Consider the following 26,084-nt stretch of genomic DNA (forward strand, 5'->3'; position numbering starts at 1 on the left):
AGCCAATAAAAAAGGCACCGAAGTGCCTTTTATTTGATAGCAAATTGCAATCAATTAGAATTGGTAAATTAAACCAAGTGCTACAGTATCTTTTGTTGTAGCTTTGATTTGTGATTTGCTAAATGTGCTGTCATTATATAAAGCACGACGAGCACCGATATCATCTTTATCTAACAAGTTGATTTTATAATCGATAAGAGCTTGTAAGTTTTTGTTGAAGTCATAAGTTAAACCAACATCAACATATTTTGCTAAGTCATTACCTTTAAGACCAGCATCGCTTGAATAACGAGATGCATCGCTTACTTTATGTTGAATATAAGCAACAGATGGAGTTAAACGACCCACTTCGAAGTCGATACCATATTGTGCAACAAATTCATAACCTTTGGTTTTTAAATCATCAGCATTAGTTGACGCTGATCCATTATCCCAACCATATTTTTGTTTGCCTTGAATATATAATGCAGCTAAGTAAAGGTTATCATTGGCATATTTAACACCAGCAGACCAAGCTTTAGCATCTTTATGACCACCAGTTTGTGCATAACCGGCACCAACTGATAAACCAGTTTCTAACACATCCCAATCAACCACGGCACCCCATGCTTCTGCACTATTGTGGCCATTACGATCGTGTTTATTGAAACGACCAGTTGAACTATTATCACCATTATCCGCATACTGAACAGCAAAACGAAGACCGTCTACTAGACCGAAGAAGTCAGAGTTACGGTAAGTTGCAACCGCTTTAGTACGTGCAGTTAATGCATAAAGATTGTTATCAGAAGCATCACCACCAAACTCAGGTAAAACGTCAGTATAAGAAGTTAAGGTTTTTAACACACCGTCATTACGACCATAATCGAATGAACCAAGGTCACCAAAGTTTAAACCAGCGTAAGCATAACGAGTTTCGTTATCTGCATCAGCACCTGTTTTTGCTTCGTATTCCCAACGGCCATAACCACTTAAACTGTCAGTAATTTGAGTTTGACCAGACATACCTAGACGTGCAGTAGTTTTGTCGCCTTCGCCTGTTTGGTTGTTACGATCAGTAATATAGTTTAAGGCATAAACTCGACCATAAAAGTCAACTTTATTACCGTCTTTATTCCACACTTCGATAGAAGCGCCAGCAGTACCTGCAATTAAAAGCGCAGGAATAGCGATTGCTAATAGATTACGTTTCATTTTGTTACCCTCTTAGGTATTTTATTATTGAAGATGCAAATTACTTTGCTCTCGATTTAATAAATAACTGCTAGCTAATAGCAATTATATTATTACTGTGATATCTATTCTTAATATGTAGTATATAGATTTTATTGTACACACTATCTATTTAACAATGATAATTAGATTAATTCTGCGAATTTACGTTTATTTTAATCTTAAATATCAAATTTTTTAAGCATAAAATGTGTTTTTGTTTGAAAAGATTAATAGAAGGCGAAAAAAAAGGCACCGAAGTGCCCTTTTTATTAAGTTTTAAGAATTAAGTCTTAAGCAATTAGAATTGGTAAATTAAACCAACACCTAACACATCTTTAGTACCTGGTTTGTTAGCATATTTGCCACGTTGTACTTTAGTGTTTTCAGCTGCACCAACATCTTTACGATCAAGTAAGTTGAATTTGTATTCAACAATTGCGCTGAAGTTTTTGTTAAGATCATAAGTTGCACCTAAAGATACATATTTAACTAAAGGTGAGCTTGAAGAATGATCGTGGTAACGAGAATGATCGCTGCTTACTTTATGTTGAACATAAGCTAAAGATGGAGTTAAACGACCCACTTCTAAGTCGAAACCATATTGAGCAACTAATTCAAAACCTTTAACTTTAAGATCTTCAGTTCCATCATTATAAGCTACACGATTTTTTAACTTGCTTTGGAAGTAGTTAGCACCTAAATATAAATCGTAGTTTTCATATTTAAGACCAGCAGTCCAAGTGCTGTGACGGTAGTAGCTTGAAGATGATCGAGCATAAGCTGCACCAGCAGTTAGACCAGTGTCAAAAATACGCCATTGAGCGTTAGCACCGTAAGCTTCTCTTGATCCACTATGGATAGCGTCTTTTGTATTTGAGTTATCACCATTGTCTGCATATTGAAGAGCAAAGCTGAAGTCGTCAGATAAACCGAAGAAGTTGTTGTTACGGTATGTAGCAACGGCTTTAGTACGTGCAGATAATACATGCCAGTCGTTGTTAGCTGCGTCACCACCAAATTGTGGTAATACGTCAGTGTAAGCAGTGATTGCTTTAACTACACCGTCATTACGACCATAGTCGAATGAACCTAAATCACCGAAGTTTAAACCAGCAAATGCATAACGAACTTCGTTATGTGAATCTTTACCTGCTTTAGCTTCGTATTCCCAACGGCCATAACCAGTAAGGCTGTCAGTGATTTGAGTTTGGCCAGACATACCTAAACGAGCTGAAGTATCATCACCTTCACCAACTTGTCCGCGATCAGTAATGTTGTTAGCTGCTTTTACTCGACCATAAAAATCAACTTTATTACCGTCTTTGTTCCAAACTTCGATAGATGCATTTGCGCTAGCTGCTACTAAAAGCGCGGGAATAGCGATTGCTAATAGATTACGTTTCATTTCTTACCCTCATGGTTATTTTCTAAAAAGACACGTCCCATAAGTTTAGTGTCAATTTCATTACAATAATTCATCCAAAAATAATAATTCGATTATTATTTTTATGTACTTTATTCAAGTACTGTAAATTATGTATAAATTTTTTTTAAAATCAAGTGAACTTTTCGTTAAATGCAGTGTCTAAGTCTAAAATATCGACTGTTTGATTACTTTTTCAACTATTTTTACAAATTTTACAAAAATCAAATTACACTACAATAAGTTAGATTAAATAAACCGGCAATTTGCCGGTTTATTTTTACGTTAAAAATGCGCATTACGTGGCGTTCTCGGGAATGGGATCACATCCCTTACATTTTGTACCCCGGTTACATAAACAATCAGTCGCTCAAAACCAAGACCAAAACCAGAATGAGGTACGGTGCCATAACGACGCAAGTCACGATACCACCAATAATCTTCTTTTTTCAGCCCCATTTCATCCATACGTTTATCTAACATGTCTAAACGCTCTTCACGTTGTGAACCGCCAATGATTTCACCGATACCGGGCGCTAACACATCCATTGCGGCCACCGTTTTGCCGTCATCATTCATGCGCATATAAAACGCTTTGATATCTTTCGGATAGTTTTTTACCACTACCGGCGCTTTAAAATGCTGTTCAGCTAAATAACGCTCATGCTCCGACGCTAAATCGATACCCCAACTCACCGGGTTTTCAAATTTCGCTCCACAGTTTTGTAAAATGGTAATTGCATCAGTGTAATCAACTTGAGCAAAATCGGCATTAATGAAGCTTTCAAGACGATTAATGGCCTCTTTATCGATATGCTGGGCAAAAAACTGCATGTCATCAGCGCGTTTTTCAAGCACCGCTTTAAATACATACTTAAGCATATCTTCAGCAAGTTTAGCGTTATCATCAAGATCAGCAAAGGCGACTTCCGGCTCCATCATCCAAAACTCAGCTAAATGGCGGGTTGTGTTGGAATTTTCAGCTCTAAAAGTTGGACCAAAGGTATACACTTTTGACAATGCACAAGCATAAGTTTCAGCATTTAATTGCCCCGATACGGTTAAAAATGCTTCTTTACCGAAAAAGTCTTTATCAAAATCAACTTTACCGCTATCCGTTTTTGGCAGATTTAACATATCGAGCGTTGACACACGAAACATTTCGCCAGCCCCCTCGGTATCCGATGCGGTAATAATCGGAGTTGAAAGCCAAAAAAAGCCTCGCTCATCAAAGAACTGGTGGATAGCTTGCGCTAAAGTATGACGTACACGAGTAATGGCACCAACAATATTTGTTCTGGCTCGTAAATGGGCAACTTCACGTAAATACTCAATGGAGTGACGTTTTGCCGCCATTGGGTAAGTTTCCGGATCGTCAACAAAACCATAAACTTCAACTTGCGTAGCTTGCAGTTCATATTTTTGACCTTGCCCCGGTGATTCAACCACTTTACCGGTGACTTTGACTGAACAGCCAGCAGTTAGGCGTAAAATATCTTGTTCATAATTTGCCAGATCTTTTTCAATTACAGCTTGGATAGAATCAAAGCATGACCCGTCATAAACAGCTAAAAATGAAATGCCGGCTTTAGAATCACGTCGGGTTCTTACCCAACCTTGTACAGAAATAGTGCTCCCAACAGCAATTTTGCCTTGAAGCACGTCAACAATAGGTGCAACTGAATTCATTTTAATTATCCATCTCTATATTAATTTATCTATTCATCATAATTTAAGTAATCGTGTTTTTGCTAAATGATGTTTCGCAACTTGATTAAGTAAGCACCCAAATAAGTTGATATGCAAAAAACGTAATTACTGATTTTTTTGACATTAACATAACGTTAATTGTCAATGCTTAACCCTAAAAGTACGCTTTAATTCATCGATAAAAGCTTGGTCTTGCGATATGGTTTTACCGGGACTGTCCGATAATTTAGCGACTGACTGACGATTACACTCAGTCAATTTTATAACAATATTTAAGGCTTTAGTATTAACCACTGTCGAGGGAATATCACATGCCAGATGACCGCCGATGCCAAAGGCCAATTTTACTCGCTGATTAAAATGCTGGTAAATTTTCAGCGCTTTATCAAAATTGAGGCTGTCAGAAAAGACTAATAACTTACTTTTAGGATCGATACCCAGCTGCTGGTAATGGCTGATCGCCTTTTCACCCCATTGAATCGGATCACCCGAATCATGGCGCAGTCCTTGATAGCGAGAGGCAAAATGCCAATCAAAATCCCGCAAAAACGCATCCATAGTAATACAATCGGTTAAAGCCACCCCTAAATCATTAGGATACTCATCTAACCAAACCTGTAGCGCAGTTTTTTGACAATCTGGTAAAGACGGACTTAAACGCTGATGCGCTTGAAACCATTCATGCGCTTGCGTACCCACCGGCGTCAACCCCAAACGATAAGCCAATAAATAATTACTGGTACTATGAAAATTATCAAAATGGTCTTTTAAATAACCGATAACGGCTTCTTGCACGGCAAATGAATAGCGACGACGTGTACCAAAGTCCATTAAATTAAACCCGGACATATCGATATTTGCCGTTTGCTGGTTAAATATTTCCAGTTTGTCTTTCAATCGATCTATTGCCTCAGCTACACCGATATAAGGCGAACGATCATGGTGGACAATTTCGCTGATAACCGCCAGCAGTGGCACTTCCCATAAGATCACATCTAACCATTTGCCTTCAATTCGGATAACTAACCGGCCATTTTCATTGCGAATAGTTAATAAATCGCTATTAAATCGCCAATTTTTTAACCAATTCAAATAGTCAGCTTGAAAAAAAGAGATGTTGGACAAATAGTTAAACTCATCATCAGTGAGAGTTAATGATTCCATTAATTTAACTTGATGCTTTATTTGATCTGCATAGTGGCCTAATAAATCATCACTACGGCATCGAAATTCAGCAACCACAGTCGCATTCGGATAGTGATGAAAAACAGCTTGTTGCATATGCAATTTATAAGCATCAGTATCAAGTATTGATGTAATTATAGCTGGTAACATGTGAATCTATTATCAGTACATTTATAAAATTGCAAAGATTATAGCAGAATAATAGTGAAGAGATAGATCAATTATCTAATAAGATTATTTTTATTAGGCTATACTAGTAAACTAAATTGAAGATTAATTGTGTTTGATTAATAAGGTTAATAATAATGAGTACAAACAAACCCCATACCCAACCAACGGCAAAATATCGTCTGGATTATAAGGCGCCGGATTTTACTATTACTGACATCGATCTTGATTTTAATCTGTCAGCCGACATTACAACAGTAACTGCTCGTAGCCGGGTTATCCAAAAAAATGCACAAGCAAAAGATTTGGTGTTAGATGGCGAAGATTTAAAATTAGTCTCTATAAATATTGATGAACAACCTTGGACAGATTATCAAATCACCGATAGTGGCATGATTATTCATCATGTTCCTTCAGATGAATTTACCTTAACAATTGTTAATGAAATTAAACCGATTGATAATACCGCACTGGAAGGATTATATGTTTCCGGCGAAGCGCTATGTACACAATGTGAAGCCGAAGGCTTTCGCCACATCACTTATTATCTGGACCGACCAGATGTCTTAGCTCGTTTTTCAACTCGAATCACAGCCAATAAACAACAGTATCCTTATCTGCTTTCCAATGGTAATCGCATTGCTCAAGGTGAACTTGCTGACGGACGTCATTGGGTACAATGGCAAGATCCGTTTCCAAAACCAGCTTACTTATTTGCCTTAGTTGCCGGAGATTTTGATATTTTAAAAGATGAGTTTATCACTCGATCAAATCGTAAAGTCGAGCTTGAAATTTACGTTGATAAAGGTAATTTAGACCGTTCGCACTGGGCAATGACCAGCTTAAAAAATGCCATGCGCTGGGATGAAACCCGATTTGACTTAGAATACGATTTAGATATTTTCATGATTGTGGCGGTTGATTTTTTCAACATGGGCGCAATGGAAAACAAAGGACTCAATATCTTCAATTCTAAATATGTACTGGCCAAACCACAAACCGCCACTGACGATGATTATATCGGCATTGAATCGGTCATTGGTCATGAATATTTTCATAACTGGACAGGCAATCGTGTCACTTGTCGGGATTGGTTCCAACTAAGTTTAAAAGAAGGCTTAACCGTATTTAGAGATCAAGAGTTTACTGCCGATCAAGGATCAAGAGCGGTTAAGCGTATTGCCGACGTCAAATTACTGCGTACAGTACAATTTGCCGAAGATGCCAGCCCAATGTCGCACCCTATTCGTCCGGATCAAGTGATTGAAATGAACAATTTCTACACCGTCACTGTCTATGAAAAAGGGGCTGAAGTTATTCGCATGATGCACACCCTATTAGGTGAAGAGAAATTTCAAGCTGGAATGAAACTCTATTTCAAGCGTCATGACGGCAGCGCAGCGACTTGTGACGATTTTGTCGCCGCAATGCAAGATGCTTCGGGTATTGACTTAACGCAATTTAAATTATGGTACAGCCAATCGGGCACACCGCAATTAACCATAACCGATAGTTATGATGCAAACGCCAAACAGTACACCTTAACCATTGAGCAAACAACCCCAGCGACGCAAGATCAAGCACAAAAAAGCCCGCTGCATATTCCGGTTGATATCGAGTTGTATCAACATAATGGCGAAACAATTGCCCTGACACATAATCAGCAAGCGATTAATCATGTATTAAATTTAACCGAAGCCAAACAACAGTTTGTTTTTGATAATATCGAGCAAAAACCGATTATTTCACTACTCCGAGATTTTTCCGCACCGGTTAAAATGCACTATGATTATCAAGATAATGACTTAATTTTCTTGATGCAACATGCAACCAATGCATTTAGTCGTTATGATGCAGCACAAATGTTGTTAAATAAATATGTACAAACCAATGTTGAAAATTACCAACAAAATAGAGCGCTAACCCTACCTGATGCGGTCGTTGATGCTTTCAGAGCGACGCTCTTGTCTGAATCAACCGATCCGGCGTTAATTGCTCAAATCATTACACTACCTTCAGAAAACGAACTGGCGAATCTGTTTAACATCGTTGACCCAATTGCTATTTACCAAGTCCGCCAGTTTTTATTGGCTCGTTTTGGCAATGCGTTATATGACGAATTAACAGCCGTTTACCGCCATAATAAACTCGACAATTATCGAATAGAGCATAACGATATCGCTAAACGATCTCTAAAAAATGCCTGTTTAATGCTACTCGCTTATTCAAATGAGCGCGCACAAGTCAATCAGTTAGTTAGCCAACAATATTATCAGGCTAATAATATGACCGATTCAATTGCCGCACTATCGACTGCGGTCAAAGCGCAGCTTGATTGCCGGCAAGAACTTTTAGCCGATTTTGACAATAAATGGCACCAAGATGGTTTGGTTATGGATAAATGGTTATCGTTAAACGCAACCAGTCCGGACAAACATGTCCTGTCAACGGTTAAAAAACTGCTTACCCATCGCTCGTTCACGCTCAGCAATCCAAACCGGATTCGTTCACTCATCGGTGCTTTTGTGAATAATAATCCGGTTGCATTCCATGCGACTGACGGTAGTGGTTATCAATTTTTAGTTGAAATTTTGACAGAACTAAATCAAAAAAATCCACAAGTTGCAGCAAGACTAATCGATCCATTAATCAGATTGAAACGTTATGACCAACAACGCCAACAACAAATGCGCAACGCACTGGAATCATTGCTAAAACTGGACAATCTATCAAAAGATTTATTTGAGAAAATCAGCAAAGCGCTAGCGGCATAATCCCCCCTATCTCATCATGTTAATGCTTTAGCATGATGAGATCATGGCGTGTAAAACCAGGGCTTTATACTAAAACATAGGTATTTTCTGAAACTTCTTAACAAGAATTAAAATGAATTTAACCCAATAATTAAGACAAAAGCCCAACACCGACAGGGCTTTTAACTGAATTAAAATAGAAAGATAAGTATTATTGGTACAGTAATAAAAGCTATTGTATTTTTTACTTAAACATAGGTATTTTCTGAAACTTCTTGACAAGAATTAAAATGAATTTACCCCAATAATTAAGACAAAAGCCCAACACTGACAGGGCTTTTAGCTGAGTTAAAATAGAAAGATAAGTATTATTGGTGCAGTCACAAAAGCTATTGTGTTTTTACTTAAACATAGGTATTTTCTGAAACTTCTTGACAAGAATTAAATTGAATTTAACCCAATAATTTAGACAAAAGCCTAACGCTGACAGGGCTTTTAGCTGAATTAAAATAGAAAGATAGTATTATTGGTACAGTAATAAAAGCTATTGTATTTTTTACTTAAACATAGGTATTTTCTGAAACTTCTTGACAAGAATTAAAATGAATTTAACCCAATAATTAAGGCAAAAGCCTAACACTAACAGGGCTTTTAGCTGAATTAAAATAGAAAGATAGTATTATTGGTACAGTAATAAAAGCTATTGTATTTTTTACTTAAACATGGGTATTTTCTGAAACTTCTTGACAAGAATTAAAAGGAATTTAACCCAATAATTAAGACAAAAGCCCAACACCGACAGGGCTTTTAACTGAATAAAAATAGAAAGATAAGTATTATTGGTGCAGTCACAAAAGCTATTGTGTTTTTACTTAAACATAGGTTTTTTCTGAAACTTCTTAACAAGAATTAAAATGAATTTAACCCAATCATTTAGACAAAAGCCTAACACCGACAGGGCTTTTAGCTGAATTAAAATAGAAAGATAGTATTATTGGTGCAGTAACAGAAGCTATTGTGTTTTATACTTAAACATAGGTATTTTCTGAAACTTCTTAACAAGAATTATAATGAGTTTGACATAATGAATAATATAAACACCCTAACAGCTACCGAGCTTTCTGAAAAACTAAATCAGAAAACTCCGTTATTTTTACTTGATGTACGCGAGCCTAACGAAGTTGCGATCTGCGCAATTGCGGGGGCAACTCATATTCCGATGAATTTAATTCCACTTTATCTTGATCAAATCCCCGACGAAATTGATATTGTGATCTATTGTCATCATGGTGTAAGAAGCCTGAATGTTGCCAACTATTTAGCTGAGAATGGTTTTGAAACTCAACACCTTTACAATCTAAGTGGTGGGATCGATGCGTGGGCGTTAACCGTTGATCAGCTGATGCCAAGATATTAAAACGCCCGTTCGACAACGGGCTTTAACTTGACTATTCTTGTGGCATTACCCAATAACCGTTTTGATTATGGGTTTTCATATAATCTTTAAATTGTTGCGATTGATAAATACGCTTCACATCTTGAGCCCACTGGCTATTTTCATTACCGCCATTTACCACAACCATGATTTCTAAATCCGGAATAATGGTTTCTGATAATAATGCGGTTTTTGAATCAATATTGGCTGAATAGACAATACTGCCGGGTATAACCGCAAAATCGATTTCATTAAGAACCCGTGGAATATTCGCCGAATCCATTTCAATAATTTCAATACCGGCAATATTTTCCGCCACATCATTTTTACTGACAATAATCGGATTACTGTTCGGTTTCAACTTTATCCAACCGGCTTTTTCAAGCAAATTATAAGAGCGGGCGGCATTCGATGCATCTTGTGGTATAGCCACTTTAGCGCCGGCAAAAACCTGATTTAACGAAGTATATTTATTAGAAAATATCGCTGCCGGCACAGAAGGAACATGCACAACAGGTTTTAAATTCGCTTTACGCTGTGCATTAAACACATTCATATAGGCGGTGTGTTGTGCCACAGTTAGATCGATACTTCCTTCACTTAAGGCAACATCTGACTCTAACAAATGCGGAAAGTTAACCAATTTTACTTTATATCCTTCAGATTCAAGGATCGGTTTGACGGCATCTTTAAAAAGATCATTATAAGGACCGGGTGAGACGCCCATACTGATCTCTTTTTTCGTTTGATTATCGGCTTTTCCCGATGAGTTATCACATGCACTGATTAAAAATATTGTACTAAATAAAGCGACCACGGCTGCACGCTTAATAAATGTTTGTTTGATAAATCCCGCTTTCATTTGAACAACCCTCAACAGTCTAAAAACATAAACACACTCTAACATAGAAAAAACCATTCAGTTATTCCATGTTCTTCTAACTTATAACTTTTAGGAATAAGATATAAAAAACGATTATTAGGGTGACAAATTAAGCTATGTTACTGTAAAAACTATCAATAATTAATTAGCGTTGGGTATAACATGAATTCGTCACTTGCAGATACGCTTAGAGAGCTTTTTACCACGTTGCATCAACATCCTGAATTATCCAATCAAGAGTTTGAAACAACAAAAACACTACGCGCCTATTTGGAAAAAGCACACATCCGCATCTTAGAATTAGGCGCTAAAACCGGCGTTATTGCCGAAATTGGTAGCGGCTCGCCGGTGCTTGCACTGCGGGCAGATATTGATGCGTTACCGATTAATGAGCAAACCAATTGCGCCTACCGCTCTAAAACATCCGATGTCATGCATGCCTGTGGACACGATGTGCATGCCACCATTTTAATGGGCGCAGCTTATTTATTAAAACAGCAAGAAAAACACTTAAAAGGCACTGTTCGCTTACTGTTTCAACCGGCAGAAGAGAACTTCACCGGCGCCTTGCAATTTATCGACATTGGCGCCCTAAATGGGGTGGATGCTATCTTAGGGCTGCACAATAATCCCAACTTAACGATTAATCAAATGGCATCACGAGCCGGCGCATTTTCCGCTAATGTTGATCGAATCGAAATCACCGTAACTGGCGTCGGTGCGCATGCGGCAAGGCCTGAATCGGGCGTTGACCCGATTGTCATTGGCGCACAAATTATCAGCGCAATACAGACTATTTCCAGCCGTACGGTCAGTGGATTAGATGCGGTCATTGTCAGCATTACCAAATTTCAAGGCGGAAATACTTGGAATGTCATACCTGAAAAAGTTGAAATGGAAGGTACTGTCAGAACATTAACCCCTGAAATTCGTGCCAAAGTAAAACAACAGTTGGCGACTATTATTGAAAATATCGCCATTGCCATGGGCGGTAAAGCCGAATTAAGGTGGTTTGACGGCCCGCCTTCCATTATCAATGTGGCCGAATGGGTTGAATTTGCTCAAAAAGTTGCCAAACAAGTTGGTTATGATATTATTGATTTCAAACCACAACTTGGCGGTGAAGATTTTGCCCACTATTTACATCATTTGCCGGGTGCATTTATCAATCTTGGTTCACAAAGTTCTTATTCGCTTCATCATCCAAAATTCCAAATAAATCAAGACATGATAATGCCCGCAGCTAACTATTTATCCCAATTGGCGCAGCAAGCACTTATACAATTAGCACAGAATCGATAGGAACGAAATAATGATAAGATTTGAAAACGTCTCTAAGCAATATGAACGCAACGGCATCACCACTCAAGCATTGAACAATATCAATTTAACTATCGATAAAGGCGATATTTACGGCATCATCGGTTATAGCGGCGCCGGTAAAAGCACCTTAGTGCGATTGATCAATTTTCTTGAAAAACCCACTCAAGGCGAAGTTATTATTGAAAACCAACTGTTAAATCAACTATCTAACAGTGAATTACGTCAAGTCAGACGAAAAATCGGCATGATCTTCCAACACTTCAATTTACTTGAATCAAAAACCGTATATGACAACGTGGCAATTCCACTTATCTTAAATAAAAAAAATAAGCAAACAATCAAACAAAAAGTCCATGAACTGCTGGAATTTGTTGGATTAAGTGATAAAGCCAATAGCTATCCCAAAGAGCTATCCGGCGGGCAAAAACAGCGCATCGGTATTGCCAGAGCTTTAGCCAACGACCCAACTATTTTACTTTGTGATGAAGCCACTTCTGCGCTCGATCCGCAAACCACTCAAGCTATTTTAAACATCATCAAACAGATCAACGAAAAGTATAAAATAACCGTTGTTTTAATTACCCATGAAATGCATGTTATTGAACAAATTTGCAATAAAGTGGCGGTGATGGAAAAAGGCCAGATCATTGAACATGGTAATGTGCTTGATGTGTTTGGACACCCTAAACATCAAACGACCCGCAACTTTGTCAGTTCGGTCATTAACGATCAGATCCCAACAGGGGTCGTTGAAAATCTGTTAGAGATAGAAGGCAAAAAAGAGAATATCAAACTATTCAAACTGGAATTTTTAGGGCGATCTGCTTCTGAGCCGGTCATGAACTCATTGATATTACAACAAAAAGTTGTCGTCAATATCCTGTTTGCCCATATGTCTGAAATTGAAAAAACGGTATTAGGCAGCATGTTTGTACAACTAAAAGGCAGTGAAACAAACATCGAACAATCAGTGCATTACTTACGTGAAAACGGCGTACAAGTCACTGAAATTAAACATTGGGAGATAAACTAAATGGAAATATTAACTAACATTTGTGATTACCTGAAAACTAATTTCTCAACATCAGTGACCGTCGATCAGTTTATTCAAGCCACTTACGATACCTTTTATATGGTTTTTTTTGCATTATTATTGGGATCGCTAATTGGCATATCCCTTGGCATCTGTTTAGTGACAACTCGTCCGGGCGGGCTGTTGGAAAATAGTCGGGTCTATCGCATTATTAATCCAATCATTAATCTGGTGCGCTCACTGCCTTTTATTATTCTATTAGTCGCCATTGTTCCGTTAACGAAATTGATTGTCGGTAGCTCAATTGGTACAACGGCGGCCATTGTGCCTTTAACATGCTATGTAGCGCCTTATATTTCAAGGCTGGTTGAAAATTCACTGCTCGAAGTCGACAGTGGGATTATTGAAGCGGCGCAATCTATGGGCGCAACACCGGTACAAGTTATTTGGTATTTTATTTTACCCGAAGCGTTCAGCTCCTTAATTTTAACCCTAACAACTGCCACAATCGGTTTAATTGGTGCCACCGCCATGGCGGGCGCTATCGGTGCCGGTGGTATTGGCGATTTGGCGGTATCATACGGTTATCAACGCTTTGATACCACCGTGACCTATATTTGCGTGGTCATTTTAGTTATCGTCATTCAAATTGTCCAAAGTTTAGGAAACTATTTAGCACGTAAAGCTCGCCACGAATAACCTAAATCATTGCGTACATTATTCACATAACAGGGAAAAGCCAGCTAAAAGCACTTTTCCCTAATAAAATAATGGGAAAATAAAGGATAGTAATGAACACTATTTCCAACCAATAGTGATAAAGCATGGAACTGCTGATAAAATAAGCTAACTTACCAAAAAATATCGACAAATTGGCTAAAATGTCAGTTAAATCAACTATATGTTTAATAGATTTCATTATTCTAAAATATCAAGTAAAATAACTTCAAATTTAATCATGGTAGTGTAGGAAATCATAGTGACAAACACATTACAGCAAAATATAGTCGAAATTCACGATATGTCCTTTTATCGGGGAACAAGACCTATTTATAAAAATATGAGCCTGAATGTGCCAAAAGGCAAAGTGACTGCCATTATGGGTCCATCCGGAATTGGTAAAACAACACTACTCAGGCTTATTGGTGGTCAGCTTAAACCACAATCCGGTCAAATCTTATTTGACGGTGAAGATATTCCCAGTATGTCACGTTCAAGATTATATGAAGTGCGTAAACGCATGAGTATGTTATTTCAATCGGGCGCATTATTTACCGATCTCAATGTCTTTGATAATGTGGCTTACCCATTGCGTGAACATCTCAACTTGCCCGAACCGGTATTGCATAATTTAGTTCTGATGAAATTACAAGCGGTCGGACTACGAGGCGCAGCGCATATGATGCCTTCGGAATTATCCGGCGGTATGGCTCGGCGTGCAGCGCTAGCCAGAGCAATTGCGCTTGACCCCGACTTAATCATGTTCGACGAACCTTTTGCCGGTCAAGACCCTATCTCAATGGGCGTGATAGTCAAACTCATCGCCGAAATCAACCAATCACTAGGCTTAACCTGCATTGTGGTAAGCCATGATGTTAAAGAAGTACTAAGTATAGCTGATTATGCCTATATTATTGCAGAACAACATATCATTGCCGGTGGAACATCACAGCAACTTCGAGACAACCCTGATCTACGTGTGAAACAGTTTCTTGAAGGCTTAGCTGACGGCCCTGTGCCATTCCATTATCCAGCAGATGATTACAAATTAGACCTAAGCAGAGGTGCAAAATAATGTTGAATTTAATTGCGAAACTGGGGCAATCAGTCATTAATACTATCGCAATGCTGGGTCGTTCAGGTGTGATGCTATTTGGTGCGCTCATTGGTCGTCCACAATTTAAAAAGCAATTCCCACTGCTGATCAAACAATTCTATTTTGTCGGCGTACAATCACTGACAATTATTATTGTATCTGGCCTATTTATTGGCATGGTGTTGGCGTTACAAGGTTATTTTATCCTTACCACATTTGGTGCAGAAGCTAGCCTCGGGATGATGGTAGCCCTTGCGCTACTTCGTGAGTTAGGACCTGTGGTTGCCGGATTACTGTTTGCCGGGCGAGCCGGTTCAGCGTTAACCGCTGAAATTGGCTTAATGAAAGCCACAGAACAGTTATCAAGTATGGAAATGATGGCAATTGACCCCCTAAGACGGATTATTGCACCACGTTTTTGGGCTGGATTTTTTAGCATGCCTTTTTTAACCGCTATATTTGTCACCGTCGGAATACTGGGCGGCGTGCTAGTGGGTGTTGAATGGAAAGGTATTGATTCTGGATTTTTTTGGTCATCGATTCAAAACAACGTTGATTGGTGGCATGATTTAGGTAACTGTTTTGTTAAAAGCTTTGCATTTGCAATTGCCAGTACTTGGATTGCACTTTTTAATGGTTATGACTGTGTACCAACATCAGAAGGAATTAGTCGGGCAACAACCAATACTGTTGTCTATTCATCATTAGTTATTTTGGGGTTAGATTTTATTCTAACCGCATTAATGTTTAGTCATTGAGGTCATTAAACATGAGTCGTAAAGTTGAAATTACAGTTGGATTATTTATGCTACTGGTCATTGCATCAGTATTATTTTTATGCTTTAGAGTCACTGACCCGACATCATTTGTCAGTCATAACTCTTATCGTGTCTATGCGATATTTGATAATATTGGCGGATTAAAAGTCAAATCACCGATAAAAATTGGTGGCGTGGTGATTGGGCGAGTAAGTAACATTACATTACAATCAACCGATGCTGAACAATATAAACCTTATGTCACAATGGATATTGATACATCATATGACAAAATCCCTAGTTCAAGCTCACTATCAATAAAAACATCCGGTCTTTTAGGTGAGCAATACATCGATATCAATTTAAGTTTTGATAATCAAACCGTATTTGATATCGATTCCTATTCTGCAAATAATTCTACACCGGTTAACCCGAGTAAAGACAAACAACCCCCTTATTTCGAAGAAGGTTTTGTAATACATAACACAATACCGGCTATGGTCATCGAGGATTTAATCGGAAAATTCCTTTACTCAGTTGGTTCATCTGACAAAAATAAAACCGAAAATACAGAAAATACAGAAAACAAATAACAAGTAAGGAGTTCACATGTTAACCAAATTTAAGCAAGCCATTGTATTAGTCTTCGCTTTATTATTTAGTAGCCTAGTACTGGCTGAAAACAATCCGTATCAAGATATGCAAGTAGCCGCTGATAAAATCTTCGGCACAATGAAAGCACAAGCGGCAACCTTAAAAGCCAATCCGGATAAATTAAAAGATATTGTACGAACAGATTTATTACCTTATGTCCAAGTAAGATATGCTGGTGCATTGATTTTAGGTAACTACTACAAATCAGCAACCGACGCTCAACGTACAGCTTATTTTGATGCATTTGAAGGCTACTTAGTGCAAGCTTTTGCCCAAGCATTAACCCTATACAATGGTCAACAGTATGAAGTTGAATCCGCAAAAGATTTAACCGGTAAAAACTTGATATCGATTCGTGTATTACTTATTCAACCGGATAAGAGCCAACAACCGATTCGTATCGATTTCCAATGGCGCAAAAACACCGTTACCGGTCAATGGCAAGCTTATGATTTGATTGCTGAAGGGGTCAGTATGATTACCACTAAGCAAAACGAATGGTCTACCACTTTACGTCAGGAAGGTATCGATGCGTTAACAAAACAGTTAATCGACCTATCCAATCGTAAAATCGATCCTAACGCCAAACCAAAAGGTTAGTTGAACATGTCGCAAATTCAAGTAGAAAAGCAACAAACAGTATTACATTTAATTGGTGAGCTCGATGCTCACTCATTAAATGATTTGTGGTCAAAGCCAGATTCGCTCTTTATTGGTACTGACAGTATCGACGTAGCACAACTTAGTCGAGTTGACTCTTCGGGACTTGCGACACTCGTCTACTTTTGCATTAAGTATGGAACGAAACTAATCGGCATAAACCCTCAGCTACAAACCTTAATTGCGCTGTATGATTTGCAGCCGGTTATTGCCGATTAAATTAGGTTTTTACTTAAACGTATACAATTTCTGAAAGATCTTGACAGCACGTCACTATAATCATTAACAACAATGAGTTTTAATAATGGATAAACAACAAATCATTGATAAATTAAACAGTTCACTTAATCTTGATGATCTTCATGTCATGACAACTGACGGAAGTCATTTTCAGGTTATTGCTGTTGCCGACTTTTTTGGGCAATTAAGCAGGGTAAAAAAACAACAAGCAATTTATGCGCCATTAGCTGAGTTTATTAACGATAATCGTATTCATGCATTATCAATTAAAACTTATACACCCACTGAATGGCAACGTGAAAGAAAACTAATGGGCTTATAAGTTATTCGATGATTAGAATAGACTTCAATAGCCCTTTTTTGCCATTAAATTACGTTCTATCTATAGACGAAATCAATGCATAAGGTATCGCAACATGACAAACCCATTACTAACAGATGCACCTCTTCCGCTATTTTCACAGATTAAGCCTGAACACGTATTACCAGCCATAAAACAGACTTTAGACAATTGTCGCAATACCATTGAGACAGTACTTAAACAAAATAGTGAATATACATGGGACAATTTAATTCAACCGATTGATGAAATGGACGAAAAATTTGGCCGGGCATGGTCTCCTGTTAGTCATCTCAATTCAGTGAAAAACAGTCCTGAGCTACGTCAAGCTTATGAAGCTTGCTTACCACTGCTTTCACAATACAGTACCTGGGTTGGTCAACACAAACCGCTTTACCAAGCCTATAAACAGCTCAAACAAAGCGAGCACTACAACACCCTTTCTAAAGCACAAAAAAAAGTGATCGACAATGCCTTGCGTGATTTTGATCTATCGGGAATCGGATTACCGGATGATAAGCAAAAACGCTACGGTGAAATTGTTGCGAAACTTTCCGAACTTTCATCACAATATAGTAATAATGTGCTTGATGCCACTATGGGTTGGTCAAAATTAATTACCGATATTAATCAGCTAGCGGGCTTACCGGAAAGTGCGCTTAGTGCAGCTAAGCAGCAAGCGACAGCGAAAGGACAAGAAGGCTGGTTATTAACCCTTGATATGCCTAGTTACATACCTGTCATGACCTATTGTGATAATCGAGATTTACGTTTTGAATTTTATCAAGCCTATAATACTCGTGCTTCTGACCAAGGTCCAAATGCCGGCAAATGGGATAACACCCAAATCATCAAACAGATTTTAGCATTACGTGATGAATTGGCTAAATTACTCGGTTTTGACACTTATGCCGATAAATCCTTAGCCACTAAAATGGCACAATCAACCTCGCAAGTTATGGCGTTTTTAACCGATCTTGCTAACAAAGCCAAACCGCAAGGCGAAAGAGAGCTGGCCGATTTAAAACGTTACGCTTATGAATTTTTTGGCGCAAGTGATATTCAACCATGGGATATTGCATATTACAGCGAAAAGCAAAAACAGTATTTATACTCGATCGATGACGAACAATTGCGCCCCTATTTTCCGGAGCAACGTGTCATTAACGGCTTATTTGAAGTTGTTCATCGCATCTTCGGTATTACTGCCAAAGAGCGTCATGGCGTTGAAGTGTGGGATCCGCAAGTCAAATTCTACGATCTTTATGATGCCAACGGTGAGTTGAAAGGTAGCTTTTACTTAGATTTATATGCTCGTGAGCATAAACGTGGCGGCGCTTGGATGGATGATTGTATTGGTCGGATGCGTTTTGCGGACGGTCATGTACAAAAACCGGTTGCTTATTTAACCTGTAATTTTAATCGCCCGGTCGGTGATAAACCGGCACTCTTTACCCATAATGAAGTAACAACCTTATTCCATGAGTTTGGTCACGGTCTTCACCATATGCTAACCGAAATTGATGTATCATCGGTGGCCGGTATAAATGGTGTGCCATGGGATGCGGTAGAATTGCCGAGTCAATTTTTAGAAAACTGGTGCTGGCAACCGCAAGCATTGGCATTTATCTCCGGTCATTATCAAACCGGTGAACCGTTACCAACGCAAATGCTTGAAAAAATGTTAGATGCCAAAAATTATCAAGCGGCACTGTTTATTTTACGTCAGTTAGAGTTCGGGCTATTTGACTTCAAATTACACTCACAGAAAGACGCCGACATACTTGACACATTGGCACAAGTTAGACAACAAGTGGCGGTTGTGCCAACAGTTGACTGGGGACGATTCCCACATGCATTTAGTCACATTTTTGCCGGTGGTTATGCAGCAGGTTATTACAGTTACTTATGGGCTGAAGTGCTATCTGCCGATGCTTTTTCACGCTTCGAAGAAGAAGGCATCTTTAATACCAAAACCGGTAATGCTTTCCTTGATCATATCTTGTCACAAGGTGGCAGTGATGAACCGATGACACTGTTTAAAAACTTCCGTGGACGTGAGCCACAGCTAGAGGCACTACTACATCATTATGGTATCTCCTAGTTCGAATTTAGCTCAGCTAATCCCATTAGCTGAGCAGTGGTTATCTCACCATACCGATCTGCCATTCGCACTGACGTATCAAAATCAGCAACTTGCGTTAAAAAAAACTGACGAGCCAAAACTCAGTGCCATTACGGTTGATTTTGTGTCAGGCGCAATGGCCCATCGTCGTCAATTTGGTGGAGGTCGGGGCGAAGCCATTGCCAAAGCGGTGGGGGTTAAAGGCAGTTATCTTCCGAAAGTGATTGATGCAACAGCCGGGCTTGGTCGTGATGCATTTGTATTAGCATCAATCGGCTGTCATGTGACAATGTTTGAAAGGCATCCGGTCGTTGCCGCCCTGTTGGCAGACGGTTTAAAGCGTGCCTATCAAGACCCAACTATAGGTCAGTGGCTGGCACAGCATTTACAGCTTATCTATCACTCGAGTATCGGCGGCCTTGATTGTTATACCGATAAGCCCGATGTCGTTTATCTTGATCCAATGTTTCCGCATCGGCAAAAAAGTGCGCTGGTCAAAAAAGAGATGCGCGTTTTTCAGCAATTAGTGGGCAGCGATAGTGATGCTGATAGTTTACTTGAACCGGCAAGGCGACTGGCTCAAAAACGGGTTGTAGTAAAAAGACCGGACTATGCGCCCTTTTTAGCTAATGAAAAACCTACCGCTGAGATTAAAACCAAAAACCACCGGTTTGATATATATACCCCTGTTAGTGCATTATAGGAATGATAAAAAATTATGCGATTAGATAAATTTCTCGCTCACCATTTAGGCATTAGCCGTACCATTGTTGGTAAAGAATTAAAAGCCAAAAAAGTCACCGTTGACGGTGAAATTATTAAATCCGGTGCCTATCAGCTTACTCCACAGCAACAAGTTGAGTATGACGGCTATATCATTACCCCGGTTACCGAAAATCGTTATTTTATGCTCAATAAGCCTCAAGGCTATGTCTGTTCAACTGATGATCCGGATCATCCAACCATACTCTATTTTATTGATGAACCCATGCCGGAAAAACTGCATGCAGCGGGTCGATTAGATCTTGATACAACCGGACTTGTATTGTTAACCGATGATGGTAAGTGGTCACACCGTATCACCTCACCTAAACACCATTGCCAAAAAGTGTATGAAGTTACCGTCGAACAGCCGCTAAGCCCTGATCTGATTGAACTATTTGCAAAGGGTATTAAGTTAAAAAGTGAGAAGTCACTAACTAAACCGGCGCAGTTAATGATTATTGATGATTATCATGCCGAATTGACGATTAGCGAAGGCCGCTATCATCAAGTTAAACGGATGTTTGCGGCTGTAAATAATCATGTGATTGCATTGCATCGCAAGCAAATTGGCAATATCATTCTTGATATACCCGAAGGCGAATATCGCTTACTAACACAAGATGAAATCAATTCATTTAGTTAATATCGAATCATATTATTAATCAATAAAACCTATTAATAAAATTGTTATGCGAAACCAATAAGCGCTTACGATTAATTAATGGTATTTAAATAATGTTGTAAATTAAAATCCATAAAGGAAAAAGTACGTGCAAAATACTAATCAACCCGTAACAATTAAGATTTCGAAAAGCGCACTCATTTTTATTCTTGGATTACTGTCTATGTTAATGCCGCTTTCGATAGATATGTACTTACCCAGTATGCCAACTATCGCCCAGCGGTTTAATGTTGCTGATGCAACGGTGCAGTTAACGATTAGTTGCTATTTATTAGGCTTCTCAGTCGGGCAGCTATTATTTGGTCCACTGACCGACAGTTATGGCCGCCGTAAGGTGTTAATTGCCGGATTAACTATCTTCTTTGTGGCGGCGTTTTGCTGTGCGATAGCCGCAACGATTCATCAGTTAATTACGGCTCGCTTCTTCCATGGTATTGCGGCTGCGGCAATTGCTATTGTAGTAAATGCCTTAATGAAAGATATCTTTCGTGATCGTGATGAATTTTCCAAAATGATGTCGTTTGTGATGTTAATCTCCAATGTTGCCCCACTACTCGCCCCGATTATTGGCGGTTTTATTTTGTATTGGTTCAATTGGCAGGCTAACTTTTATAGCTTAAGTTTCATCGCCCTTGTGTCAATCATTTTAGTATTCACAACCATTCCCGAAACACTACCTAAAGTTAAACGCAGTAAATTTAGCTTAAGGCGTATATTGAGTAACTTCATTACCCTATTCCGTCATAGGCAAGTATTTACTTATATGATGATTGGTGCATTTTCCGGCGCTGGCCTGTTTTCATTTTTAAGTTTAGGGCCTTTTGTGTATATGAACTTACATGGCGTTGCAGCAATCAATTTTGGTTACTATTTTGCGCTCAATATTTTAGTTATGGTATTTATGAATACCCTCAATAGCCGTTTAGTAAAACGTGTAGGCGCCATTAAGATGATGCAGTTAGGGTTATTAATCCAATTTATTATGGCAATTGGACTGGCAATTATTACCTTATGTAATTTAGGCTTTGTCTGTTTAGTGATTTGTGTTGCCGGTTATATTGGCTGCATGTCAACCATTGGTGGCAATAGCATGGCGGTTATCTTAGACCTTTACTCACATATCGCAGGAACCGCCTCATCACTGGCCGGCACGCTTCGTTTTGCGGTTGCCGGCGCAATCGGCGTCATCCTTTCGAGCTTAGTTTCAACGCATAATAGTGTTGCGGTGAATGATAATATGAGTGAATGGCTCATGGTTGGCTCAATGGTGATATGTAACTTTTTAGCAGTTGGTTTATACTTGACGGTGAAAAACATCAAAAGGAAAGAATCATGATCTATCAACTCGATAATTTACGCCCTAACATTGCCTCCGACTGTTTTATCGCAAAATCGGCCGATATTATCGGTAATGTCGAAATAGCATCCGGCGTATCGATTTGGTTTAATGCTGTTTTGCGTGGCGATATCGCCGCAATTTATATTGGTAAAAATAGCAATGTTCAAGATAATACAACGATTCATATTGAAACAGATATTGCTTGTGTTGTCGGTGAAAATGTCACTATTGGGCATAATGTGATTTTGCATAGTTGCATTATCGAAGATAATGCCTTAATTGGTATGGGCAGCACCATTTTAAACAATGCTAAAATTGCTAAAAATTGTCTGGTTGGAGCCGGCTCACTTGTTACCCACAGTCTACCTTATGAAGAAGGTTGTCTTATCATGGGCTCGCCGGCTAAAATTATCCGCAAATTGACCGATGCCGAAATTCAAGCCAATATTGAAAATGCCAACAGATACGTCGAAAATGGCAAACGGTTTAAACAAACTTTAGTTGCGATGACCAATTAGTCCAATAATAAATTCGTTTTTATGTTTTATTCCCTCTCTCAGAGGGCGCAATATATGGTAAAATGCCAATAATTTTAACTGAAAATCGCTATTTAGGTACGTGTTTGAAAAAGTCAAAAATTACGAGAAGGCAGATTATAGCGCAACTGATTCTATTAACGATAATAGGGTTATCCGTTTGCTTATTTTTATCGCTGTTTACTTACAATCCCTCTGATCCGGGCTGGTCTCGCACCGCTTGGCATACACCGATAAGCAATTTTGGCGGTTATCTCGGTGCTTATGTTTCCGATGTGTTATTCCAATTTTTGGGCTTTGTGGCTTTTAGCATACCCGTTATTTTTATTTTCTTTTGTCTGCAATTAATGCACTATTTTTATCGGCATGCCAATGATCCGATTAACTATTTTAGTGTCTCATTTCGAATTATTGGTATTTTAGCGTTTATTTTCAGTTCCACTGGTTTTTTTGCCTTAAATATTCAAGATGCCGAACAATTTGAAGCCGGCGGTTATTTAGGTTCAATCGTTATTGAAAGTCTGTTACCGGTGATGAGCAACCTTGTCACCTCACTGGTTTTACTGGCAACCAGCTTTGCCTGTGTCACACTATTAACCGGGCTTTCATGGTTGTATCTAATAGAAAAATTAGGTGCGCTGGTTATGCTGTTGTTATCACCAATTAGATGGTTATTTTCATTACGTAAAACAAGACACGTTGCTGACGATGAAAATGATGCGCCAGAAAACCCACAGTCAGCCGAACAAGAGCAGGATCCTCAGTTTACTATCCCGTTTGATCATGATGCGGTCAATATCCAACAAACTGCCCCTCTTAATATCAAGGTTGATGATCAGCAAACTGAGGCTGCAATTAAGATTGATAAACAACCTCAAACCGAAGCAACCTTATCGCCTAAAACGGAAGATGACAAACTTAAACAAACAACAATGGAGTTAGTCAAGGCGCTGCAAGAGCTTAATGCCAGATCGCTAGCTGCTGCTGAAGATAGTTCAAATAAAATGCAAAACCAACTAGAATCTGATGATATCTTAACTCGCATTGAATCGATTTTACAAAATATGAAAGAACGTGATTCTGATTCAGTAAAATCGTTAGTTGAACAAATTCAACTAAACAAATCAGCAACGGTAGACCCTTTTGAGCACGACAAATACACTATTTCTGATGCGCCAAGTAAACCTTTGTTTATCATGAATGATAATCAACCGTCCATCACATTACAGCATGATAGTGAGATTGACAAAGAGAATGAACAGAGTGCATTTGATCCTATCGTCGAACTCTCAGCCGACGAGCCTGAGCCACTATTCATCACGCCTCAAATCATGACGGATGTTGAGCTACCTGAGCGGATACCAGCCACCGAGGTTGATATAGATTTACTGAAAAAAGAAAATCCGGTTATTGAAGATATTTATCAAGTCGAAACCACCGATGAAAAAGTTCAGACGTTTGAGCCGATAGCGGACGATGAGCAAGATAGCTTAATTCATCCATTACTCAGGCGGGATGATACGCCACGGGCAAAACCAACCACACCATTGCCGTCTTTGAATTTATTGACCGCACCGCCAACGACTCGAATTGAAGTTGACCATGCTGCCTTAAATGCCATGGCTGAATTAATTGAAAAAAGCTTAGCTGACTATCGTGTTAAAGCCAAAGTGGTTGATTATATGCCGGGTCCGGTCATCACTCGTTTTGAAATCGAACTGGCGCCGGGGATTAAAGCTGCCCGTATTTCGACGTTGGATCGTGATCTGGCTCGCTCTTTGTCAATGCCGTCGGTGCGTGTGGTTGAAGTGATTCCCGGCAAACCTTATGTCGGTATCGAACTACCGAATAAAAACCGTCAAACCGTCTATTTTAGGGAAGTGCTTGATAGCCCACAATTTAAAAATGCCCAATCACCACTAACTGTTGTGCTGGGTAAAGATATCGCCGGACAATCGGTAGTGGCGGATTTGGCAAAAATGCCACATCTGTTAGTGGCAGGTACCACCGGATCCGGTAAATCAGTCGGCGTTAATGCGATGATTTTAAGTATTTTATATAAATCACAGCCGGAAGATGTTCGCTTTATCATGATTGACCCTAAAATGCTTGAGCTGTCTATTTATGAAGGCATCCCTCACTTACTCACTCAAGTGGTTACCGATATGAAAGATGCGGCCAATGCGCTAAATTGGTGTGTCAATGAAATGGAAAGACGTTATCGCTTAATGTCATTTTTAGGGGTACGTAACATTGCCGGTTACAACGAAAAAATCAAACTGGCTGAAGAAATGGGTCGACCAATCCCCGATCCATTATGGAAACCAACCGACAGCATGGATCTGAACATGCCGACATTGGAAAAATTACCGTATATCGTTGTTATGGTTGATGAGTTTGCTGACTTAATTATGGCAGTAGGTAAAAAAGTCGAAGAGTTAATCGCAAGACTGGCACAAAAAGCACGGGCGGCAGGTATTCACCTTGTCTTAGCCACCCAGCGACCGTCGGTTGATGTCATTACCGGTTTAATTAAAGCTAACATTCCAACTCGTATTGCTTTTACCGTTTCGAGTAAAATTGACTCACGCACGATTTTAGATCAAATGGGCGCCGAATCCTTGCTTGGTATGGGGGATATGCTTTATTTGGCACCCAATAGCTCTATACCAATTCGTGTTCATGGTGCGTTTGTCCGTGATGAAGAAGTTCATGCCGTTGTACAAGATTGGAAAGCACGTGGCACACCAAAATATATTGAAAACGTGACCGTTTCAACCGATGACAGTGAAAGTGGCAGCTTAGACGGTATTGATGAAGAGCTCGATCCATTATTTGATCAGGTTGTGGCTTTCGTTGTTGAAACACGTCGGGCGTCAATTTCTAGCGTTCAACGAAAATTTAGAATCGGCTATAATCGAGCGGCTCGCATAGTTGAGCAAATGGAGCTGGAAGGCATTATTAGTCCGCCTAGTCATAATGGTAATCGTGAAGTTTTAGCAACCCAATCACAACACGATTTTTAAAGTGATAACGCCAGC

General features: G+C 39.1%; 22 protein-coding genes. 17 read left to right on the forward strand and 5 right to left on the reverse strand.

Going from position 1 to position 26,084, the window contains the following annotated elements; all coding sequences use genetic code 11:
* Positions 1-54: 54 nt before the first annotated feature.
* From J3U74_RS04765 to pncB, 4 genes are all read right to left on the reverse strand, one after another.
* Entirely contained in the window at positions 55-1,194 is a 1,140-nt protein-coding gene (locus J3U74_RS04765; RefSeq protein WP_220219010.1) for a porin, read from the reverse strand.
* A 319-nt stretch (positions 1,195-1,513) separates the two neighbouring features.
* The gene (locus tag J3U74_RS04770) at positions 1,514-2,620 is read right to left on the reverse strand and encodes a porin (protein WP_267328621.1); all 1,107 of its coding nucleotides are present in this window, start codon (positions 2,618-2,620) and stop codon (positions 1,514-1,516) included.
* 303 nt (positions 2,621-2,923) lie between these two features.
* A complete protein-coding gene (asnS, locus tag J3U74_RS04775) occupies positions 2,924-4,327 on the reverse strand; it encodes an asparagine--tRNA ligase (protein ID WP_220219008.1) in 1,404 nt (467 codons plus the stop codon).
* A gap of 162 nt (positions 4,328-4,489) precedes the next feature.
* Positions 4,490-5,683 (reverse strand): nicotinate phosphoribosyltransferase, encoded by a 1,194-nt coding sequence (gene pncB, locus J3U74_RS04780; RefSeq protein WP_267328622.1) that lies wholly within the window; start codon positions 5,681-5,683, stop codon positions 4,490-4,492.
* 155 nt (positions 5,684-5,838) lie between these two features.
* Between pncB and pepN the strand changes: the two genes are divergently transcribed.
* Complete coding sequence (gene pepN, locus J3U74_RS04785; protein ID WP_267328623.1) at positions 5,839-8,475, forward strand: aminopeptidase N; 2,637 nt, start codon at positions 5,839-5,841, stop codon at positions 8,473-8,475.
* Positions 8,476-9,538: 1,063 nt separating this feature from the next.
* Complete coding sequence (locus J3U74_RS04790) at positions 9,539-9,871, forward strand: rhodanese-like domain-containing protein (RefSeq protein ID WP_267328624.1); 333 nt, start codon at positions 9,539-9,541, stop codon at positions 9,869-9,871.
* A 31-nt stretch (positions 9,872-9,902) separates the two neighbouring features.
* Here J3U74_RS04790 and J3U74_RS04795 read toward each other — a convergent pair whose 3' ends face one another.
* The gene (locus tag J3U74_RS04795) at positions 9,903-10,751 is read right to left on the reverse strand and encodes a MetQ/NlpA family ABC transporter substrate-binding protein (protein ID WP_220219004.1); all 849 of its coding nucleotides are present in this window, start codon (positions 10,749-10,751) and stop codon (positions 9,903-9,905) included.
* Between the two features lie 183 nt (positions 10,752-10,934).
* Between J3U74_RS04795 and J3U74_RS04800 the strand changes: the two genes are divergently transcribed.
* From J3U74_RS04800 to J3U74_RS12530, 15 genes are all read left to right on the forward strand, one after another.
* Positions 10,935-12,074 carry an amidohydrolase gene (locus tag J3U74_RS04800; protein ID WP_267328625.1) on the forward strand — a complete coding sequence of 380 codons (1,140 nt, stop codon included), beginning with the start codon at positions 10,935-10,937 and terminating at the stop codon, positions 12,072-12,074.
* 10 nt (positions 12,075-12,084) lie between these two features.
* Positions 12,085-13,128 carry a methionine ABC transporter ATP-binding protein gene (locus J3U74_RS04805; protein ID WP_220219002.1) on the forward strand — a complete coding sequence of 348 codons (1,044 nt, stop codon included), beginning with the start codon at positions 12,085-12,087 and terminating at the stop codon, positions 13,126-13,128.
* Positions 13,129-13,827, forward strand: coding sequence for a methionine ABC transporter permease (locus J3U74_RS04810; protein WP_220219001.1), 699 nt, complete (start codon positions 13,129-13,131; stop codon positions 13,825-13,827). It abuts the gene before it with no gap.
* A gap of 280 nt (positions 13,828-14,107) precedes the next feature.
* The gene (gene mlaF, locus J3U74_RS04815) at positions 14,108-14,923 is read left to right on the forward strand and encodes a phospholipid ABC transporter ATP-binding protein MlaF (RefSeq protein WP_220219000.1); all 816 of its coding nucleotides are present in this window, start codon (positions 14,108-14,110) and stop codon (positions 14,921-14,923) included.
* On the forward strand, positions 14,923-15,702 hold the full coding sequence (gene mlaE, locus J3U74_RS04820; protein WP_220218999.1) for a lipid asymmetry maintenance ABC transporter permease subunit MlaE: 780 nt from the start codon (positions 14,923-14,925) through the stop codon (positions 15,700-15,702). The genes mlaF and mlaE overlap by 1 nt, the downstream gene beginning before the upstream one ends.
* An 11-nt stretch (positions 15,703-15,713) precedes the next feature.
* Positions 15,714-16,295, forward strand: a complete 582-nt coding sequence (gene mlaD / locus J3U74_RS04825; protein WP_267328626.1) for an outer membrane lipid asymmetry maintenance protein MlaD — start codon at positions 15,714-15,716, stop codon at positions 16,293-16,295.
* A gap of 16 nt (positions 16,296-16,311) precedes the next feature.
* Complete coding sequence (gene mlaC / locus J3U74_RS04830) at positions 16,312-16,956, forward strand: phospholipid-binding protein MlaC (protein ID WP_220218997.1); 645 nt, start codon at positions 16,312-16,314, stop codon at positions 16,954-16,956.
* A gap of 6 nt (positions 16,957-16,962) precedes the next feature.
* Positions 16,963-17,235 carry an STAS domain-containing protein gene (locus J3U74_RS04835; RefSeq protein ID WP_220218996.1) on the forward strand — a complete coding sequence of 91 codons (273 nt, stop codon included), beginning with the start codon at positions 16,963-16,965 and terminating at the stop codon, positions 17,233-17,235.
* Positions 17,236-17,320: 85 nt separating this feature from the next.
* The gene (locus tag J3U74_RS04840; protein ID WP_267328627.1) at positions 17,321-17,578 is read left to right on the forward strand and encodes a BolA family protein; all 258 of its coding nucleotides are present in this window, start codon (positions 17,321-17,323) and stop codon (positions 17,576-17,578) included.
* Between the two features lie 94 nt (positions 17,579-17,672).
* Positions 17,673-19,700 carry an oligopeptidase A gene (prlC, locus tag J3U74_RS04845; protein ID WP_267328628.1) on the forward strand — a complete coding sequence of 676 codons (2,028 nt, stop codon included), beginning with the start codon at positions 17,673-17,675 and terminating at the stop codon, positions 19,698-19,700.
* Positions 19,687-20,424, forward strand: a complete 738-nt coding sequence (locus tag J3U74_RS04850) for a class I SAM-dependent methyltransferase (protein ID WP_267328629.1) — start codon at positions 19,687-19,689, stop codon at positions 20,422-20,424. The genes prlC and J3U74_RS04850 overlap by 14 nt, the downstream gene beginning before the upstream one ends.
* Positions 20,425-20,439: 15 nt before the next feature.
* Positions 20,440-21,129, forward strand: coding sequence for a 16S rRNA pseudouridine(516) synthase RsuA (gene rsuA, locus J3U74_RS04855; RefSeq protein ID WP_267328630.1), 690 nt, complete (start codon positions 20,440-20,442; stop codon positions 21,127-21,129).
* Between the two features lie 127 nt (positions 21,130-21,256).
* Positions 21,257-22,504 carry a Bcr/CflA family multidrug efflux MFS transporter gene (locus J3U74_RS04860; protein ID WP_267328631.1) on the forward strand — a complete coding sequence of 416 codons (1,248 nt, stop codon included), beginning with the start codon at positions 21,257-21,259 and terminating at the stop codon, positions 22,502-22,504.
* Positions 22,501-23,025 (forward strand): gamma carbonic anhydrase family protein, encoded by a 525-nt coding sequence (locus tag J3U74_RS04865; protein ID WP_267328632.1) that lies wholly within the window; start codon positions 22,501-22,503, stop codon positions 23,023-23,025. Before J3U74_RS04860 ends, J3U74_RS04865 begins: the two co-directional genes overlap by 4 nt.
* A 104-nt stretch (positions 23,026-23,129) precedes the next feature.
* The gene (locus J3U74_RS12530) at positions 23,130-26,069 is read left to right on the forward strand and encodes a DNA translocase FtsK 4TM domain-containing protein (RefSeq protein ID WP_416379753.1); all 2,940 of its coding nucleotides are present in this window, start codon (positions 23,130-23,132) and stop codon (positions 26,067-26,069) included.
* The last annotated feature ends 15 nt before the right edge of the window (positions 26,070-26,084 follow it).

This window comes from Gilliamella sp. B3892, assembly GCF_026536305.1.
Classification (GTDB): domain Bacteria; phylum Pseudomonadota; class Gammaproteobacteria; order Enterobacterales; family Orbaceae; genus Gilliamella.